Here is a 15980-nt window from a genome sequence, read left to right on the forward strand (position 1 = left end):
GCTTTCCAATAGAAACTGGCAAAAAAGAGACATTCAGCGCTGACCGCTTTTGGCGCGGTCTAGCAAATTCGGGGTAACGGTTCAGCGTGCGGCAGATCCAGCGTGCGCTTCACGCCGTAAAGCCCGGTCAGGCGCACCCCTTTGCGCTCAACCACGTCGCCGATGATGGCCGCGTCTTTCCCTAAGGGATGTGCGCGCAGTTGTTCAAGTACGGCTTCCGCCACCGTACGTTCCACGCCGATCACCAGCTTGCCTTCGTTGGCAAAGTTAAGCGGGTCTAGCCCTAATAGCTCGCACAGCCCGCGTACAGCAGGCTTAACGGGCAGGCCGCGCTCGGTCAGTTCAATTCCACAGCCGCTGCTTGCGGCAAATTCGTGTACGACGGCGTTCACGCCGCCTCGCGTGGCGTCGCGCAGGGCTTTTACACCCGGCATGTCGCGCAGCGTCTGGATCAGCGGCGTGAGTACCGCGCAGTCACTGTGCAGCTCGCCATCCAGCCCTAAGCCTTCGCGCAGGTTGAGGATGGTTGCCCCGTGGCAGCCCAGCGTGCCGCTGACAATCAGCACGTCGCCTGCACAAAGCTGCTGCGCGCCCCAGTGAATGTTGGCGGGGATCGCCCCCATTCCGGCGGTGTTAATGAAGAGCTTATCTGCCGCGCCGCGCTGCACCACCTTGGTATCCCCGGTCACGATGGCGATCCCCGCCTCGCGGGCGGTGTGCGCCATGCTGTTGACCACCGCCGTGAGCGTCTCCATGGGTAAGCCTTCTTCGAGGATAAACCCGCAGGAGAGGTAGCGGGGGATCGCGCCGCTGACGGCCACGTCGTTTGCCGTGCCGCAGACGGCGAGCTTGCCGATATCGCCGCCCGGGAAGAACAGCGGGTCAATCACGTAGCTGTCGGTAGAGAACGCCAGCCTGTCGCCGTGGGCAGTCAGGGCCGCGAGTTCAATACGCGCCTGATCTTCCTGCTCGGCGAGCCAGGGGTTGTTAAAGGCTTCCATGAACAGCCTGTTAATCAACTGCTGCATCGCCTGTCCACCGCTTCCGTGCGCCATTTCCACCGTGTTCATGCTTCACACTCCTGGTTGCGATAGTGATACCACGCGGCGCATGCCCCTTCGGAAGAGACCATCAGCGCGCCAAACGCGGTTTGCGGGTTACAGGCGTTGCCAAATAACGGGCAGTGATGAGGTTTGCATTTGCCGGTGAGTACGTCGCCACAGCGGGCGCGGGGATCGTCGCACACCTTCTGCGGCTGCGGGCGGAAATGCGCTTCGGCGTCGAAGGCGCGATACGTGGGCGTCAGGTGTACGCCGGATTCGGCAATCAACCCCAGTCCGCGCCACTCGCTGTCGCCTTCGACGCTAAACACGTCGGCTATCGCCTGCTGTGCCCGTCTGTTACCTGCATCGGGCACCACGCGGCGATACTGATTTTCCACCACACTCAGGGCCGCTATTTTCTGCTCAACCAGCATGGTCACGCCTTGCAGTAGATCAAGTGGCTCGAAACCAGCCACCACTAACGGACGATTGTACTGTTCAGCGATAAAACCGTAGGCTTCTGTGCCGATCACCATGCTGACGTGTCCTGGTGCCAGGAAGGCGTCGATGCCGTTGTCCGGTGCTTCAAGCAGGCTACGCAGCGTGGGAATAAGCGTGATGTGCTGGCAGAAAAAGTAAAAGTTAGTGGCGTTGCGGGCTTTCGCCTGCTGGAGAGTGATAGCGGTGGCGGGCATGGTGGTTTCAAAACCCAGCCCGAAAAAGACCACCTTACGCTCAGGATTAGCCATCGCCAGCGTCAGGGCATCCATCGGTGAGTAGACGATCCGCACGTCCGCGCCGCGCGCCTTCGCCTGGAGCAGCGAGCCATTTTTTCCCGGTACGCGCATGGCGTCGCCAAAGGTGCAAAAAATCACACCGGGGCGGCTGGCGATGTCGAGACAGCTGTCGATGCGCCCCATGGGCAGCACGCACACCGGGCAGCCGGGGCCGTGGATAAATTCGATGTTCTCCGGCAGCAGCTGGTCGAGGCCAAATTTGAAGATGGCGTGGGTGTGTCCGCCGCACACCTCCATGATCCGCAGCGGTTTTTCTTTCGTGTAGTCCAGCAGGGACGCGCGGGTTTTCAGGCGATCGATAAGCTGCAACACCTGCTCAGGCGCGCGATATTCATCAACGTAACGCATGTGTTATCGTTCCTCACCATACAGCAGGGCACCCACGTCCGGCTCAACGTCGAACATATTCTGTAGCGCGTCCAGCGTGTCGCGGGCTTCTTCCTCATTAATCACGCTCATGGCAAACCCCACGTGGACCAGCACCCACTGGCCGAGACGCGATGCGCCGGTCTCATCGTGGCTGCCCACCAGCGTCAGATCGACATCGCGCAGGATGCCGCAGACCTCCACTTTGGCCTGATTGCCGTCGATCGAATGAATTTGTCCGGGGACGCCTATGCACATCGTTCGCTCTCCAGCCAGTTCAGCCAGGCATCCATCCCGTCGCCGTGCGTGGCGGAAACCAGCAGGATCTCAATGTCCGGGTTCACTTCCCGGGCGTAAGCCAGGCACTTATCCACGTCGAAATTCAGGTACGGCAGCAGGTCGACTTTGTTCAGCAGCATGAGGGAGGCGGCGGCAAACATATGTGGATACTTCAGCGGCTTGTCTTCCCCTTCGGTCACGGAGAGCACCGCCACTTTATGCCGCTCGCCGAGGTCGAAGCTTGCCGGGCAGACCAGGTTGCCGACGTTTTCAATAAACAGGATGCCGTTATCCGCCAGCGGCAGGCGCGGGGCGGCGTCGGCAATCATCTGCGCGTCCAGGTGGCAGCCCTTGCCGGTGTTGACCTGAATCGCGGGCGTACCGGTTTCGCGGATGCGCGCCGCGTCGTTTACCGTTTGCTGATCGCCTTCGATAACGGCGCAGGAGACACGTTTATTCAGTCGTTTGAGGGTTTCGGTCAGCAGGGTGGTTTTACCGGAGCCGGGGCTGGAGACCAGGTTCAGTACCAGCTGTTGACGGGCGGCAAAGCGGGCGCGATTGCGGGCGGCGAGCTGGTTATTTTTGTCCAGCACGTTAATCTCCACCTCCAGCATCTCGCGCTGGCTGATGCCCGGCGCGTGGGTGCCCGCTTCGCCGTGGCCGTAATGCAGGTCGCCCGCGTCTGAACGCTGCGGCGCAAAGGTGATGCCGGTCAGTGCCGCCGCGGGACGTGGGGCAGGGGAAAAGGGCGCGGAGCGAAACGCGGAGTGGGGGCGGTGTTCATCCCCTTCTATATACAGGTTGCCTTCAGCGCAACCGCAGGTACTACACATACATTACTCCTTCTCGATTTCGAGGCGTTGGATCTGCATACCGTCATCCGCCACGATGCGCAGCCCGCTGCTCTGGCACTGCGGACAGCGCTGTACCTTCGATGACAGCAGCGTGACGTACTGCTGACACTGCTCGCACCAGCACTCCGCCTGCTGCTCCTCGATATGCAGTGCGCAACCCTCCGCCAGCGTGCCGCGGCACACCAGCTCAAAACAGAAGGTGAGGGCGCTGGTCTCGACGCAGGAAAACGCCCCGACCTTCAGCCAGACGCCGGTCACGCGCTTCGCATGGTTCTGCACAGCCTGCTGTTCGATAAGTTCCAGTGCCCGCTGGCAGAGGGTGATTTCGTGCATGACGCCTCCTTAATGAATTGCCCCTTTAATGCAATAACAGTGCCAGCTTGATTTGCGTTACGGCGTGACGATGTCAACGCTGTCGAAATGACACGTCGACACCGCAGCGGTGACAGTGCGCATCTCTTTAAAATCCATTTAAATCAATAAATTAAAAACTGGCACGAAATCTGCTTAACAGCCGCTAACTCCATTAACCGGATACCTTTTATGACTATTTGGGAAATTAGCGAAAAAGCGGATTACATCGCGCAACGTCATCAGCAGCTTCAGGATCAGTGGCACCTCTACTGCAACTCTCTGATTCAGGGGATCACCCTGTCAAAAGCCCGTCTGCACCATGCCATGAGCTGCGCGGCGCAGGGGGATATGCGCTTTGTGTTGTTTGGACACTTCACGATTTTTGTCACCCTGGCGGAGAGCTTCAACAGCCACACCATTGAGTATTACGTTGAGACAAAAGAGGGTGAAAAACAGTGTATTGCGAAAGCCCAACTGATGGCCGACGGCATGGTGGACGGTCACGTCAGCACCCGCGATCGCCAGCAGGTGCTGGAGCACTATCTGGAGAAAATCGCGCCGGTTTATAACGGCCTCTACGCTGCCGTTGAGCACGATCAGCCGATCAACCTGAAACAGCTGATCGACGGAAAATCCTCCGCGAACGTGGCCTGAAAAGCGAGTGTCGAGAAGTGTCGATAAGACAGTTTTTTTTCGTCAAAAATGACCATCACCAGAGGATGACCCGGTGAACCGTTTTGTAATTGCTGACTCGACGGTCTGTATTGGCTGTCGAACCTGTGAGGCGGCGTGCTCGGAAACACACCGCCTGCACGGGCTACAGTCCATGCCGCGCCTGCGCGTCATGCGTAATGAGAAAGAGTCTGCCCCGCAGCTCTGTCACCACTGTGAAGACGCGCCATGCGCGGGCGTCTGTCCCGTCAATGCCATCACCCGCGTTGACGGCGCGGTACAGCTGAACGAAAGCCTGTGCGTGAGCTGCAAGCTGTGCGGCATCGCCTGTCCGTTTGGCGCCATTGAGTTTTCCGGCAGCCGTCCGCTGCATATTCCGGCGAATGCCAACACCCCGAAAGCGCCGCCTGCGCCACCGGCTCCGGCACGCGTGAGCACGCTGCTGGACTGGGTGCCGGGCATTCGCGCCGTCGCGGTGAAGTGCGACCTGTGCAGCTTCGATGAACAAGGTCCGGCCTGCGTGCGCACCTGTCCGACCAAAGCGTTAATTCTGGTTAATATTCGCGACATCGCCCGCACCAGCAAACGCAAGCGCGAGTTGACCATCAATACTGACGTCGGCGATCTTTCGCTGCTGCGGGCGCTTAACGAGGGGGCGAAATGAACGCGATAGTTATGATGACCAGCGGCGTGGCCTGGTTTGCCACCGCCGCTGTCCTGGCGCTGCTCCTCTCCTTCCATAAAACGCTGAGCGGCTGGATCGCCGGTATCGGCGGAGCGGTCGGCAGCCTGATGACGCTGGCGGCGGGCGGCGTTGTCCTGATCGACGGCCAATCCGTCGACACCCTCATCCCGCTGATCCACCACGCCGTTGAGCTTACGCCGCTAAATGCCATCTGGCTGGTCACCTTTGGTCTGTGTGGGCTGTTTATCAGCCTGTTTAATATCGACTGGCACCGCCATCAGCACACCAACGCCAACGGCCTGCTGGTTAACCTGTTGATGGCCGCCGCGGTCTGCACTGTTGTCGCCAGCAACCTCGGCGCGCTGGTGGTGATGGCTGAAATCATGGCCTTGTGCGGCGTGTTCCTGACCGGATGCAGCGCCTCCGGCAAGCTGTGGTTTGCGCTCGGACGACTCGGCACGCTGCTGCTGGCGCTGGCCTGCTGGCTGGTGTGGCAGCGTTTCGGCACGCTGGACTTTGCCGTGCTTAACGGCCAGCCGCTGGGGAATGACGTCTGGCTGTTGGGCGTAGTCGGTTTTGGCCTGCTGGCCGGGATTATCCCGCTGCACGGCTGGGTGCCGCAGGCGCATGCCAATGCCTCGGCCCCGGCTGCCGCGCTGTTCTCCACCGTGGTGATGAAGGTCGGTCTGTTCGGCATCCTGACGATAACCCTGACGGGCGGCCAGCCGCCGCTGTGGTGGGGCGTGGCGCTGCTGATTGCGGGAATGATCACCGCATTTGTCGGCGGGCTGTACGCCCTGATGGAGCATAACATCCAGCGCCTGCTGGCGTACCACACCCTGGAGAATATCGGCATCATCCTGCTCGGCATGGGCGCGGGTGTCAGCGGGCTGGCGCTCAACCAGCCGGCGCTGATTGCCGCCGGGTTTATTGGCGGTCTGTATCACCTTATCAACCACAGCCTGTTTAAAAGCACCCTGTTCCTCGGCGCGGGCAGCGTCTGGTTTCGCACCGGGCACCGCGATATTGAAAAGCTCGGCGGGATTGGCAAAAAAATGCCCGTCATTTCGCTGGCGATGCTGGTCGGGCTGATGGCGATGGCCGCGCTGCCGCCGCTGAACGGCTTTGCCGGGGAGTGGGTGATCTATCAGTCCTTCTTCGCGCTCGGCCAGAGCGACGCGTTTATCGCGCGGCTGCTCGGCCCGCTGCTGGCGGTTGGGCTGGCGATTACCGGGGCGCTGGCGGTGATGTGTATGGCGAAGGTTTACGGCGTCACCTTCCTGGGCGCGCCGCGCACCCGCGAAGCGGAAAACGCCTGTTGCGCCCCGGTGCTGATGGCCACCAGCGTGGTCGCGCTGGCGCTGTGCTGTATCGCAGGTGGGGTTGCCGCGCCGTGGCTGCTGCCGCTTCTGGGCCACGCCATTCCGCTGCCGCTGGCTACGGCGCATACCGTCGTGTCCCAGCCGATGATGGCGCTGCTGCTGATTGCCGCGCCGCTCCTGCCGTTCGTGCTGATGCTGTTCTTCAGACGCGACCGTCTCGCCTCCCGCTCGCGCGGCGCGGCGTGGGCCTGCGGCTACGAACACGAGCAGTCGATGGTCATCACCGCCCACGGTTTCGCCATGCCGGTGAAGGAGAACTTCGCCGCCGTGCTGAAGCTGCGCCACTGGCTGAACCCGGTGGGCTGGGTGCCGGGTTGGCAGAGTGCCGCCGTGCCCGTGCTGTTCCGTCGCCTGGCGCTGATCGAGCTGGCGGTGCTGGTGGTGATTGTCATTTCACGAGGAGCCTGACATGAGTTTGTTACTGGCAATACTTCAGGCGCTGGTGCTGTTCGCCGCCGCGCCGCTGCTGTCGGGCATCACGCGCGTGGCGCGCGCCCGGCTACACAACCGTCGCGGGCCTGGCGTGCTCCAGGAGTACCGCGATCTCTTCAAGCTGCTCTCCCGTCAGAGCGTCGCGCCGGATGCCTCAGGTTGGGTGTTCCGCCTGACGCCGTTCGTGATGGTCGGCGTGATGCTGACCATCGCCACCGCGCTGCCGGTAGTGACGGTGGGCTCGCCGCTGCCCGTGCTTGGCGATCTGATTACGCTGATCTACCTCTTCGCCATCGCGCGTTTCTTCTTTGCGATTGCGGGCCTGGACACCGGCAGCCCGTTTACGGGTATCGGCGCCAGTCGTGAGGCGATGCTCGGCGTGCTGGTTGAGCCAATTCTGCTGCTGGGGCTGTGGGTCGCCGCGCAGGTTGCTGGCTCGACCCACATCAGTTTCATCACCGACACCGTTTACCACTGGCCGGTTTCACGTTCGCTCCCGCTGGTGCTGGCGCTCTGCGCCTGCGCGTTCGCCACCTTTATCGAGATGGGCAAGCTGCCGTTCGATCTCGCGGAAGCGGAGCAGGAATTGCAGGAGGGGCCACTCACCGAGTACAGCGGCTACGGCTTTGCGGTGCTGAAGTGGGGCATCAGCCTCAAACAGCTGGTGGTGTTGCAGATGTTCGTCGGCGTTTTCTTCCCGTGGGGGCAGATGACGCACTTCTCTGCGGGCGGCCTGCTGCTGGCCGTTGTGGTGGCTGCGCTCAAGCTGCTTATCGGCGTGCTGGTGATTGCCCTGTTTGAAAACAGCATGGCGCGCCTGCGTTTTGTCGAAACGTCACGCATTACCTGGGCTGGTTTTGGTTTTGCATTTTTAGCGTTCGTCTCCTTGCTGGTGGCGTGATTAAAGAGAGTGTTTATGTCTGAAGAAAAGAAAGGTCAGCAGTATCTCGCCGCGTTGCATCAGGCTTTCCCGGGCGTGGTGCTGGAGGAGTCATGGCAAACCAAAGACCAGGTAACCGTCACCATTAAGGTGAACTACCTGCCGGAAGTGGTGGAGTTTCTTTACTACCAGCAGGGCGGCTGGCTGTCGGTGCTGTTCGGCAACGACGAGCGTCAGCTGTGCGGCAACTATGCGGTGTACTACGTGATGTCGATGGAGCAGGGCGAGAAGTGCTGGCTCACCGTGCGCGTCGAAGTTGACCCGAACAAGCCGGAGTACCCGTCCGTCACGCCGCGCGTACCCGCCGCCGTCTGGGGCGAGCGCGAAGTGCGCGACATGTACGGCCTGGTGCCGGTTGGTCTGCCTGACGAGCGTCGTCTGGTGCTGCCGGACGACTGGCCGGATGAACTCTATCCGCTGCGCAAGGACAGCATGGACTACCGCCAGCGTCCGGCCCCGACAACCGACAGCGAAACCTACGAGTTCATCAACGAGCTGGGCAGCAAGAAGAATAATGTGGTGCCGATCGGCCCGCTGCACGTCACCTCTGACGAACCGGGCCACTTCCGCCTGTTCGTCGACGGCGAAAACATTATCGACGCCGACTACCGCCTGTTCTACGTCCACCGCGGCATGGAGAAGCTGGCGGAGACCCGCATGGGCTACAACGAAGTCACGTTTCTTTCTGACCGCGTGTGCGGCATCTGCGGCTTTGCCCACAGCACCGCCTACACCACCTCGGTGGAGAACGGCATGGGGATCGTGGTGCCGGAACGCGCGCAGATGATCCGCGCCATTCTGCTGGAGGTGGAACGCCTGCACTCACACCTGCTGAACCTCGGCCTGGCCTGCCACTTCGTCGGCTTTGACTCCGGGTTTATGCAGTTCTTCCGCGTGCGTGAGGCATCAATGAAGATGGCGGAGATCCTCACCGGGGCGCGTAAAACCTACGGCCTGAACCTGATCGGCGGGATCCGCCGCGACCTGCTGAAAGACGACATGATCCAGACCCGCCAGCTGGCGCAGCAGATGCGCCGCGACGTGCAGGAGCTGGTGGACATGCTGCTCAGCACGCCAAACATCGAGCAGCGCACCGTCGGGATTGGTCGTCTTGACCCGGAAATCGCCCGCGACTTCAGCAACGTCGGCCCGATGGTGCGCGCCAGCGGCCACGCCCGCGACACCCGCGCCGATCACCCGTTCGTCGGCTACGGCCTGCTGCCGATGACCGTGCACAGCGAGCAGGGCTGCGACGTCATCTCCCGCCTGAAGGTGCGCATCAACGAGGTGTTTACTGCGCTGAACATGATCGACTACGGCCTCGATAACCTGCCGGGCGGCCCGCTGATGGTGGAAGGCTTCACCTACATTCCAAACCGCTTTGCCCTCGGATTCGCCGAAGCGCCGCGCGGGGATGACATTCACTGGAGCATGACCGGCGACAACCAGAAGCTCTACCGCTGGCGCTGCCGTGCGGCGACCTACGCCAACTGGCCAACCCTGCGCTACATGCTGCGCGGTAACACCGTCTCTGACGCGCCGCTGATCATCGGCAGCCTCGACCCGTGCTACTCCTGCACCGACCGCATGACCGTCGTGGACGTGCGCAAGAAGAAAAGCCAGGTGGTGCCCTACAAAGAGCTTGAGCGCTACAGCATCGAGCGTAAGAACTCGCCGCTGAAATAAGGACTCGTCATGTTTACCTTTATCAAAAAAGTGATCAAAACCGGCGCGCAGACCAGCAGTTATCCGCTGGAGCCGATCCCGGTGGATAAAAACTTTCGCGGCAAGCCGGAGCACAACCCGCAGCAGTGCATCGGCTGCGCGGCCTGCGTCAACGCCTGCCCGTCGAATGCCTTAACGGTGGAAACGGACCTGAAAACCGGCGAGCTGGCCTGGCAATTTAACCTCGGGCGCTGCATCTTCTGCGGCCGCTGCGAGGAGGTCTGCCCGACGGTAGCCATTCGCCTGTCTCAGGAGTACGAGCTGGCGGTGTGGAAAAAAGAGGATTTCCTCCAGCAGTCGCGCTTTGCGCTGTGCAACTGCCGCGTCTGCAAGCGTCCGTTCGCCGTGCAAAAAGAGATCGACTACGCCATCGCGCTGCTGAAGCACAACGGCGACGTGCGTGCGGAGCATCACCGTGAAAGCTTCGAAACCTGCCCGGAGTGCAAACGTCAGAAATGCCTGCTGCCGTCTGACCGCATCGATTTAACCCGTCATATGAGAGAGGCCAGCTGATGGAAAACTTACTCGGCCCGCGCGACGCTAACGGCATTCCGGTACCGCTGACGGTGGAGGAGTCCATCGCCAGCATGAAGGCGTCGCTGCTGAAAAAAATCAAACGCTCGGCCTACGTCTATCGCGTGGACTGCGGCGGCTGCAACGGCTGTGAGATCGAAATCTTCGCCACCCTGTCACCGCTGTTTGACGCCGAACGCTTCGGCATCAAAGTGGTGCCGTCCCCGCGCCACGCGGATATCCTGCTGTTCACCGGCGCGGTCACCCGCGCGATGCGCTCGCCTGCGCTGCGCGCCTGGCAGTCTGCGCCGGATCCGAAAATCTGCATCTCCTACGGCGCCTGCGGCAACAGCGGCGGCATCTTCCACGATCTTTACTGCGTCTGGGGCGGCACCGACAAAATCGTGCCGGTGGACGTTTACATTCCGGGCTGCCCGCCGACGCCCGCCGCCACGCTATACGGTTTTGCCATGGCGCTCGGCCTGCTGGAGCAGAAGATCCACGCCCGCGAGCCGGGCGAGCTGGACAACCAGCCAGCCACTCTCCTGCACCCGGATATGGTGCAGCCGCTGCGGGTGAAGATCGACCGCACGGCGCGCAGGCTGGCGGGTTACCGCTATGGCCGTCAGATTGCCGACGATTATCTGCGCCTGCTGAGCCAGGGCGACCATCAGGTGGCGCGCTGGCTGGAGGCCGAGAACGATCCGCGTCTCAATGAGATCGTGGCAAACCTGAACAGTATTGTGGATGAGGCGCGTATCCGATGAGTGAAACGGTGGTGTTCAGCCAGCTGAGCCGTAAGTTTATTGATGAGAACGATGCCACGCCGGATGCGGCGCAGCAGGTGGTCTATTACAGCCTGGCGATTGGGCACCACCTCGGGGTGATCGACTGCCTGGAGGCGGCGTTAAGCTGCCCGTGGCCCGAGTACCTGGCGTGGATCGCCACGCTGGAGGAGGGCAGCACGGCGCGGCGCAAAATGGAGGGCGTGCCTAAGTACGGTGAGATCGTCATCGACGCCAACCATATCACGATGCTCGCCAACGCCTTTGACGCGGCGCTGAGCAGGCAAAACCCGGCGCAGCAGGCGTGGAGCAAAACGCTGCTCGGCATGCTGCACGATATTCATCAGGAGAGCGCCATCTACCTGATGGTGAGGAGATTACGTGACTGACGTTTTACTGTGTGTCGGCAACAGCATGATGGGCGACGACGGCGCGGGCCCGCTGCTGGCGGAGATGTGCGCCGCGAACCCGCCGGGCAACTGGGTGGTGATTGACGGCGGCAGCGCGCCGGAAAACGACGTGGTGGCCATTCGCGAGCTGCGCCCGGACAGGTTGTTAATCGTCGATGCCACCGATATGGGGCTCAACCCCGGCGAGATCCGCCTGATTGACCCGGACGACATCGCCGAGATGTTTATGATGACCACCCACAACATGCCGCTGAACTACCTGGTGGATCAGATTAAAGACGACGTGGGTGAGGTGCTGTTTCTGGGCATTCAGCCGGACATCGTCGGGTTTTATTATCCGATGACGCCGCCGGTGAAAGAGGCGGTGGACGTGGTGTATTCACGGCTTGCAGGGTGGGTTGGGGACGGGGGTTTTCAGCCCCTCACCCCGGCCCTCTCCCCAGAGGGGAGAGGGTGAAAACCGCATCGAGCAGTTTGTAGGCCGGGTAAGGCAACGCCGCCACCCGGCAAAACAGGCTACGCCAGATCCGCCCCGTTACTCGCAATCACCTTCTTATACCACCAGAACGATTTCTTGCGCTTTCGATCCAGCGTGCCGTTCCCGGCGTCGTCGCGGTCGACGTAGACAAACCCGTAGCGCTTGCTCATCTCCCCGGTTGAGGCCGAGACCAGGTCAATGCAGCCCCAGGTGGTGTAGCCCATCAGCGGGACGCCGTCCTCAATCGCGTCACCCATCGCACGGATATGCTCGCGCAGGTAGCTGATGCGGTAGTCGTCGTTGATCTCGCCGTTTTCATCAATGACGTCCTTCGCCCCGAGGCCGTTTTCCACCAGGAACAGCGGCTTCTGGTAGCGGTCATACATCATGTTCATGGTGATGCGCAGCCCGAGCGGGTCGATGCCCCAGCCCCACTCGCTCACCTGAATATGCGGGTTGCGCAGGGACTTCACGATGTTCGCCGCGCTGGTGTTGCCCGCGTTCATATCCGCCGACGCGCAGCGCGAGGCGTAATAACTGAACGAGACAAAGTCGACGGTGTTTTTCAGCAGGTCGTCGTCGCCGGGGTCTTTCACAATCACCACCCCTTTCTCGCGGAACACGCGGGCGGAGTAGGCCGGATAGCTGCCGCGCGCCTGCACGTCGATAAAGAACAGGTTCTCGCGGTCTTTCTCCAGTGCCATCCACACGTCTTCCGGCTTGCAGGAGAAGGGGTAAAAATTGCCGCCCGCCAGCATGCAGCCGACCTGGTTTTCCGGGTTCACCTCGTGGGCGATTTTGGTCGCCAGCGCGCTCGCCACCAGCTCGTGGTGCGCGGCCTGGTATTTCACCTGGTCTTCGTTTTCCCCTTCCTCAAACACCAGCCCCGCGCCGGAGAACGGGCTGTGCAGCATAATGTTGATTTCGTTGAAGGTCAGCCAGTATTTCACCAGCCCGTTAAACGCCTCGAAGCAGGTGCGGGCGTAGCGGGCGAAGAAATCCACCATCTTACGGTTGCGCCAGGAGCCGTACTCCGTCACCAGGTGCATCGGCACGTCGAAATGGCAGAGCGTCACCAGCGGCTCGATGTTGTACTTTTTGCACTCCTCGAACACCGCGCGGTAGAAGGCAATGCCCTCCTGATTTGGCAACGGTTCGTCGCCGTTCGGGTAGAGGCGGCTCCAGGCAATCGAGGTGCGGAACACCGTAAAGCCCATCTCCGCCATCAGGGCAATGTCTTCTTTGTAACGATGGTAAAAATCAATCGCCTCGTGGCTCGGGTAAAATTCGTCGTCACGCAACGAAAACCGTTTTTCCTTGCCGACTTTTACCGCCAGACGGTTTGCGCCGTGGGGGATCATATCGACCGTCGTCAGTCCTTTGCCGCCTTCACGGTAAGCCCCTTCACTCTGGTTGGCGGCAAGCGCGCCGCCCCATAAAAATCCTTGTGGAAAAACAGACATTCTTACCTCGCTTTCAGTTTATGCTTCTGCTGCTTTGTTCTGTACCGGTGCGGTTTGCAGGGCGCGTGCTTTTTCGGCTTCGTCTTCTACCGGGATATCTTCAAACCCTAACAGCAGGGTCAGCACGAACGACAGCACCACCGCCAGACCCATCACACCAAACACCCAGACGATGGTCATCGGGTTGGCCGGGTCGAAGAACTGCACGCTGGTGAACAGCCCCGGCGCCGCCATGGAGTGGCTGGCAAGACCGGCCATGCCGGCCACCGCGCCGCAGATAAAGCCGCTGATCAGGCTCGCAATCAGCGGACGTTTCAGACGTACCGCCACGCCGTACAGGGCCGGTTCAGAGATCCCCGCCATGATGGCGGAGGCCGCAGCCGCCAGCGCCGTCTGGCGCAGCTCCGGGTTTTTGGTTTTCCACGCCACCGCCAGCGACGAACCGCCGAGCGACAGGTTGGCGCCGATTTCCGACGGCATCACCATCCCTTCTTTGCCCGTTTCGGCAATGGTCTGGATGATGGTCGGCGTAAACACGCGGTGCATCCCGGTCATCACCAGCAGCGGCCACAGCGCGCCCATAATGGCAACGGAGAGCCAGCCCAGATAGCCGTGAATGGTGTAGACCAGCGCGGAGATGGCGCTACCGATCCAGATCCCAAGCGGGCCAATCAGTACGATGGCGAGCGGGGCGGCAATCAGCACGATCAGCATCGGCTTGAGGAAGTTTTTGGTCACCGCCGGGGTGATGCGATCCACCCAGCGTTCGATATACGACAGGCACCAGGTCATCACCAGGGCCGGGATAACGGTATAGGTGTATTTCACCGCCGTAACCGGAATTAAGGCAAATTCTACATGCTCGCCCTGCGCCGCTTTCGCCATCAGCTCGATAAAGCTCGGGTGAACCAGTACGCCCGCAATGGCTATCGCCAGGGACATGTTGGTTTTGAACTTCACCGCTGCGGAAGCCGCCACCATCAGCGGCAGGAAGAAGAACGCGCCATCGCCGATAACGGTCAGGATCGTCAGCGTCGGGTCACCTTTGCCCAGCACGCCGGTCATCTCAAGGATCATCGCCAGCAGCTTGACCATCGACCCGCCGATGATCGCCGGGATCAGCGGAGACATGGTGCCGATCAGCGCGTCGAGGATCCCGGCGCCAATCCGGCGCAGCGTAAGCTTCTGTGGACCTTCCGCTACGGCAGGTTGCAGGTTGGCGGGCAGCAGGCTCACCACTTCACGGTATGCCTGGGACACGGTGTTGCCGATGATCACCTGGCACTGATTGTCGTTGCGCACCACGCCGAGCACGCCGCTGATGCTTTTCAGACGCGCGGCGTCGGTAAGGCTTTCGTCTTTCAGAACGAAGCGCAGGCGCGTCATGCAGTGGGTGACGGCGACGATGTTCTCTTTACCGCCCAGCGCGCTAACCACGTCATTTGCCAGCGCAGCGTAATTTTTTGCCATCGGATGTGATCCTGTTATCGTTGTGAGAAGTGTAGGAAACCGGTTTCACATAATCATCATGAGTTTCTTTTAATGAAACAAGACCACTTTTTATGCATTTTTTCGTTTCGTGATGACGATCACTCGTGGCCGTAAAAAGCGTGATAACGCCGCTGCGACAATTTTTCTGCGGTGAAGTACACTGCGGCTCATCGGTTTTGAATGGAATAACACTATGACCACGATGCTGGAAGTGGCGAAGCGGGCAGGCGTGTCGAAAGCGACGGTCTCCCGGGTGCTGTCGGGGAACGGTTACGTCAGCCAGGAGACGAAAGACCGCGTGTTTCAGGCCATCGAAGAGAGCGGGTATCGCCCCAATCTGCTGGCGCGAAACCTGGCGACCAAACGCACCCAGACCCTGGGGCTGGTGGTGACAAACACCCTGTACCATGGGGTCTACTTTAGCGAGCTGCTGTTTAACGCCGCGCGGATGACGGAAGAGAAGGGGCGTCAGCTGATCCTGGCGGACGGCAAGCACAGCGCCGAAGAGGAGCGCGAGGCGATCCAGTATCTGCTCGACATGCGCTGCGACGCGGTAATCATCTACCCGCGTTTCCTGAGCGTGGAAGCGCTGGACCAAATTATTGAGAAATGCGAGCAGCCGATTATGGTGCTCAACCGCCGTTTGCGGAAAAACAGCAGCCACAGCGTCTGGTCCGATCATAAAGCGTCGTGTCAGGACGCAGTATCGCAGTTGATCGCGAAAGGCCACCGGGAGATTGCGTTTATCACCGGTTCGCTGGATTCCCCCACCGGCGTGGAGCGTCTTTCCGGCTACAAGGACGCGCTGGCGCAGCACGGCATTGCCCTGCGTGACGCGCTGATCGCCGAAGGGAAGTGGAGCCCGGCCAGCGGCGCGGCGGCGGTCTCTCAGCTGCTCACCCGCGGCGAAACGTTTACCGCGCTGGTGGCGAGTAACGACGATATGGCGATTGGCGCCATCAGGCAGTTGCACGAGAGCGGCGTCGCCACGCCGGGCGCGGTGTCCGTCATCGGCTTTGACGACGTGGCAATCGCGCCCTATATCGTGCCGTCCCTCTCCAGCGTGCGTATTCCGGTAACGGAGATGATCCAGGAGACTATCAGCCGCCTGATCTTCATGCTCGACGGCGGTGAGTTTAAGCCTCAGCAAACTTTTTCCGGCGAGCTTATCCTGCGCGACTCCGTCATTGACGGCCCGCATCGCTGACGTCGACATCTGTCATCGTCACAAATGACGATGACAGATCCTCTTCTTTTTTATTTCGCTTTAAAATCAATGTATTAAATATTGGCACGGTTTATGAATAGCTT

At 60.8% G+C, this 15980-nt stretch carries 17 protein-coding genes; 10 read left to right on the forward strand and 7 right to left on the reverse strand.

The window, feature by feature from the left end:
- Nucleotides 1-59: 59 nt before the first annotated feature.
- From hypE to hypA, 5 genes are read right to left on the reverse strand one after another with little or no spacing between them, the layout of a single operon-like run.
- Nucleotides 60-1070: a hydrogenase expression/formation protein HypE gene (gene hypE, locus SK51_RS09215; RefSeq protein ID WP_048206657.1), complete on the reverse strand. Its 1011-nt coding sequence runs from the start codon at nt 1068-1070 to the stop codon at nt 60-62.
- The gene (gene hypD / locus SK51_RS09220) at nt 1067-2188 is read right to left on the reverse strand and encodes a hydrogenase formation protein HypD (protein ID WP_023306823.1); all 1122 of its coding nucleotides are present in this window, start codon (nt 2186-2188) and stop codon (nt 1067-1069) included. The genes hypE and hypD overlap by 4 nt, the downstream gene beginning before the upstream one ends.
- 3 nt (nt 2189-2191) lie before the next feature.
- On the reverse strand, nt 2192-2464 hold the full coding sequence (locus SK51_RS09225; protein WP_003862132.1) for a HypC/HybG/HupF family hydrogenase formation chaperone: 273 nt from the start codon (nt 2462-2464) through the stop codon (nt 2192-2194).
- A complete protein-coding gene (gene hypB, locus SK51_RS09230; RefSeq protein ID WP_023306822.1) occupies nt 2455-3318 on the reverse strand; it encodes a hydrogenase nickel incorporation protein HypB in 864 nt (287 codons plus the stop codon). Before hypB ends, SK51_RS09225 begins: the two co-directional genes overlap by 10 nt.
- Nucleotides 3319-3321: 3 nt before the next feature.
- On the reverse strand, nt 3322-3672 hold the full coding sequence (gene hypA / locus SK51_RS09235; RefSeq protein ID WP_022649168.1) for a hydrogenase maturation nickel metallochaperone HypA: 351 nt from the start codon (nt 3670-3672) through the stop codon (nt 3322-3324).
- A gap of 210 nt (nt 3673-3882) precedes the next feature.
- Between hypA and hycA the strand changes: the two genes are divergently transcribed.
- The 9 genes from hycA to hycI all read left to right on the forward strand — a co-directional run bounded on the left by hycA (nt 3883) and on the right by hycI (nt 11694).
- Nucleotides 3883-4347: a formate hydrogenlyase regulator HycA gene (hycA, locus tag SK51_RS09240; RefSeq protein ID WP_022649167.1), complete on the forward strand. Its 465-nt coding sequence runs from the start codon at nt 3883-3885 to the stop codon at nt 4345-4347.
- Between the two features lie 73 nt (nt 4348-4420).
- Nucleotides 4421-5029: a 4Fe-4S dicluster domain-containing protein gene (locus SK51_RS09245; RefSeq protein WP_022649166.1), complete on the forward strand. Its 609-nt coding sequence runs from the start codon at nt 4421-4423 to the stop codon at nt 5027-5029.
- The gene (hycC, locus tag SK51_RS09250) at nt 5026-6840 is read left to right on the forward strand and encodes a formate hydrogenlyase subunit 3 (RefSeq protein ID WP_023306821.1); all 1815 of its coding nucleotides are present in this window, start codon (nt 5026-5028) and stop codon (nt 6838-6840) included. The genes SK51_RS09245 and hycC overlap by 4 nt, the downstream gene beginning before the upstream one ends.
- A 1-nt stretch (nt 6841) precedes the next feature.
- Complete coding sequence (locus tag SK51_RS09255; RefSeq protein ID WP_022649164.1) at nt 6842-7765, forward strand: respiratory chain complex I subunit 1 family protein; 924 nt, start codon at nt 6842-6844, stop codon at nt 7763-7765.
- A 15-nt stretch (nt 7766-7780) separates the two neighbouring features.
- Entirely contained in the window at nt 7781-9490 is a 1710-nt protein-coding gene (gene hycE, locus SK51_RS09260) for a formate hydrogenlyase subunit HycE (RefSeq protein ID WP_022649163.1), read from the forward strand.
- Nucleotides 9491-9499: 9 nt separating this feature from the next.
- Nucleotides 9500-10042 carry a formate hydrogenlyase complex iron-sulfur subunit gene (locus tag SK51_RS09265; RefSeq protein ID WP_003862138.1) on the forward strand — a complete coding sequence of 181 codons (543 nt, stop codon included), beginning with the start codon at nt 9500-9502 and terminating at the stop codon, nt 10040-10042.
- A complete protein-coding gene (locus SK51_RS09270) occupies nt 10042-10809 on the forward strand; it encodes an NADH-quinone oxidoreductase subunit B family protein (protein WP_022649161.1) in 768 nt (255 codons plus the stop codon). Before SK51_RS09265 ends, SK51_RS09270 begins: the two co-directional genes overlap by 1 nt.
- Nucleotides 10806-11216: a formate hydrogenlyase maturation HycH family protein gene (locus SK51_RS09275; protein WP_023306820.1), complete on the forward strand. Its 411-nt coding sequence runs from the start codon at nt 10806-10808 to the stop codon at nt 11214-11216. Before SK51_RS09270 ends, SK51_RS09275 begins: the two co-directional genes overlap by 4 nt.
- Entirely contained in the window at nt 11209-11694 is a 486-nt protein-coding gene (gene hycI, locus SK51_RS09280; RefSeq protein ID WP_022649159.1) for a hydrogenase maturation peptidase HycI, read from the forward strand. Before SK51_RS09275 ends, hycI begins: the two co-directional genes overlap by 8 nt.
- A gap of 59 nt (nt 11695-11753) precedes the next feature.
- On the opposite strand, the gene SK51_RS09285 is transcribed toward hycI, so the two are convergent.
- Together SK51_RS09285 and ascF are read right to left on the reverse strand one after the other, a co-directional pair.
- Nucleotides 11754-13178, reverse strand: coding sequence for a 6-phospho-beta-glucosidase (locus tag SK51_RS09285; protein ID WP_023306819.1), 1425 nt, complete (start codon nt 13176-13178; stop codon nt 11754-11756).
- 18 nt (nt 13179-13196) lie between these two features.
- A complete protein-coding gene (gene ascF, locus SK51_RS09290; RefSeq protein ID WP_022649157.1) occupies nt 13197-14648 on the reverse strand; it encodes a PTS cellobiose/arbutin/salicin transporter subunit IIBC in 1452 nt (483 codons plus the stop codon).
- A gap of 214 nt (nt 14649-14862) precedes the next feature.
- Between ascF and SK51_RS09295 the strand changes: the two genes are divergently transcribed.
- Nucleotides 14863-15876 (forward strand): LacI family DNA-binding transcriptional regulator, encoded by a 1014-nt coding sequence (locus tag SK51_RS09295; RefSeq protein WP_023306818.1) that lies wholly within the window; start codon nt 14863-14865, stop codon nt 15874-15876.
- Nucleotides 15877-15980 lie beyond the last annotated feature (104 nt).

Origin of the sequence: Enterobacter sp. MGH85 (genome assembly GCF_001037655.1) — a bacterium.
GTDB lineage: Bacteria > Pseudomonadota > Gammaproteobacteria > Enterobacterales > Enterobacteriaceae > Enterobacter > Enterobacter intestinihominis.

Excerpts from the sequence above, each read along its gene's own strand:
- hypE (WP_048206657.1), bottom strand. The coding sequence starts at position 1,070 with ATGAACACGGTGGAAATGGCGCACGGAAGCGGTGGACAGGCGATGCAG.
- hypD (WP_023306823.1), bottom strand. The coding sequence starts at position 2,188 with ATGCGTTACGTTGATGAATATCGCGCGCCTGAGCAGGTGTTGCAGCTT.
- SK51_RS09225 (WP_003862132.1), bottom strand. The coding sequence starts at position 2,464 with ATGTGCATAGGCGTCCCCGGACAAATTCATTCGATCGACGGCAATCAG.
- hypB (WP_023306822.1), bottom strand. The coding sequence starts at position 3,318 with ATGTGTAGTACCTGCGGTTGCGCTGAAGGCAACCTGTATATAGAAGGG.
- hypA (WP_022649168.1), bottom strand. The coding sequence starts at position 3,672 with ATGCACGAAATCACCCTCTGCCAGCGGGCACTGGAACTTATCGAACAG.
- hycA (WP_022649167.1), top strand. The coding sequence starts at position 3,883 with ATGACTATTTGGGAAATTAGCGAAAAAGCGGATTACATCGCGCAACGT.
- hycC (WP_023306821.1), top strand. The coding sequence starts at position 5,026 with ATGAACGCGATAGTTATGATGACCAGCGGCGTGGCCTGGTTTGCCACC.
- SK51_RS09255 (WP_022649164.1), top strand. The coding sequence starts at position 6,842 with ATGAGTTTGTTACTGGCAATACTTCAGGCGCTGGTGCTGTTCGCCGCC.
- hycE (WP_022649163.1), top strand. The coding sequence starts at position 7,781 with ATGTCTGAAGAAAAGAAAGGTCAGCAGTATCTCGCCGCGTTGCATCAG.
- SK51_RS09265 (WP_003862138.1), top strand. The coding sequence starts at position 9,500 with ATGTTTACCTTTATCAAAAAAGTGATCAAAACCGGCGCGCAGACCAGC.
- SK51_RS09270 (WP_022649161.1), top strand. The coding sequence starts at position 10,042 with ATGGAAAACTTACTCGGCCCGCGCGACGCTAACGGCATTCCGGTACCG.
- SK51_RS09275 (WP_023306820.1), top strand. The coding sequence starts at position 10,806 with ATGAGTGAAACGGTGGTGTTCAGCCAGCTGAGCCGTAAGTTTATTGAT.
- SK51_RS09285 (WP_023306819.1), bottom strand. The coding sequence starts at position 13,178 with ATGTCTGTTTTTCCACAAGGATTTTTATGGGGCGGCGCGCTTGCCGCC.
- ascF (WP_022649157.1), bottom strand. The coding sequence starts at position 14,648 with ATGGCAAAAAATTACGCTGCGCTGGCAAATGACGTGGTTAGCGCGCTG.
- SK51_RS09295 (WP_023306818.1), top strand. The coding sequence starts at position 14,863 with ATGACCACGATGCTGGAAGTGGCGAAGCGGGCAGGCGTGTCGAAAGCG.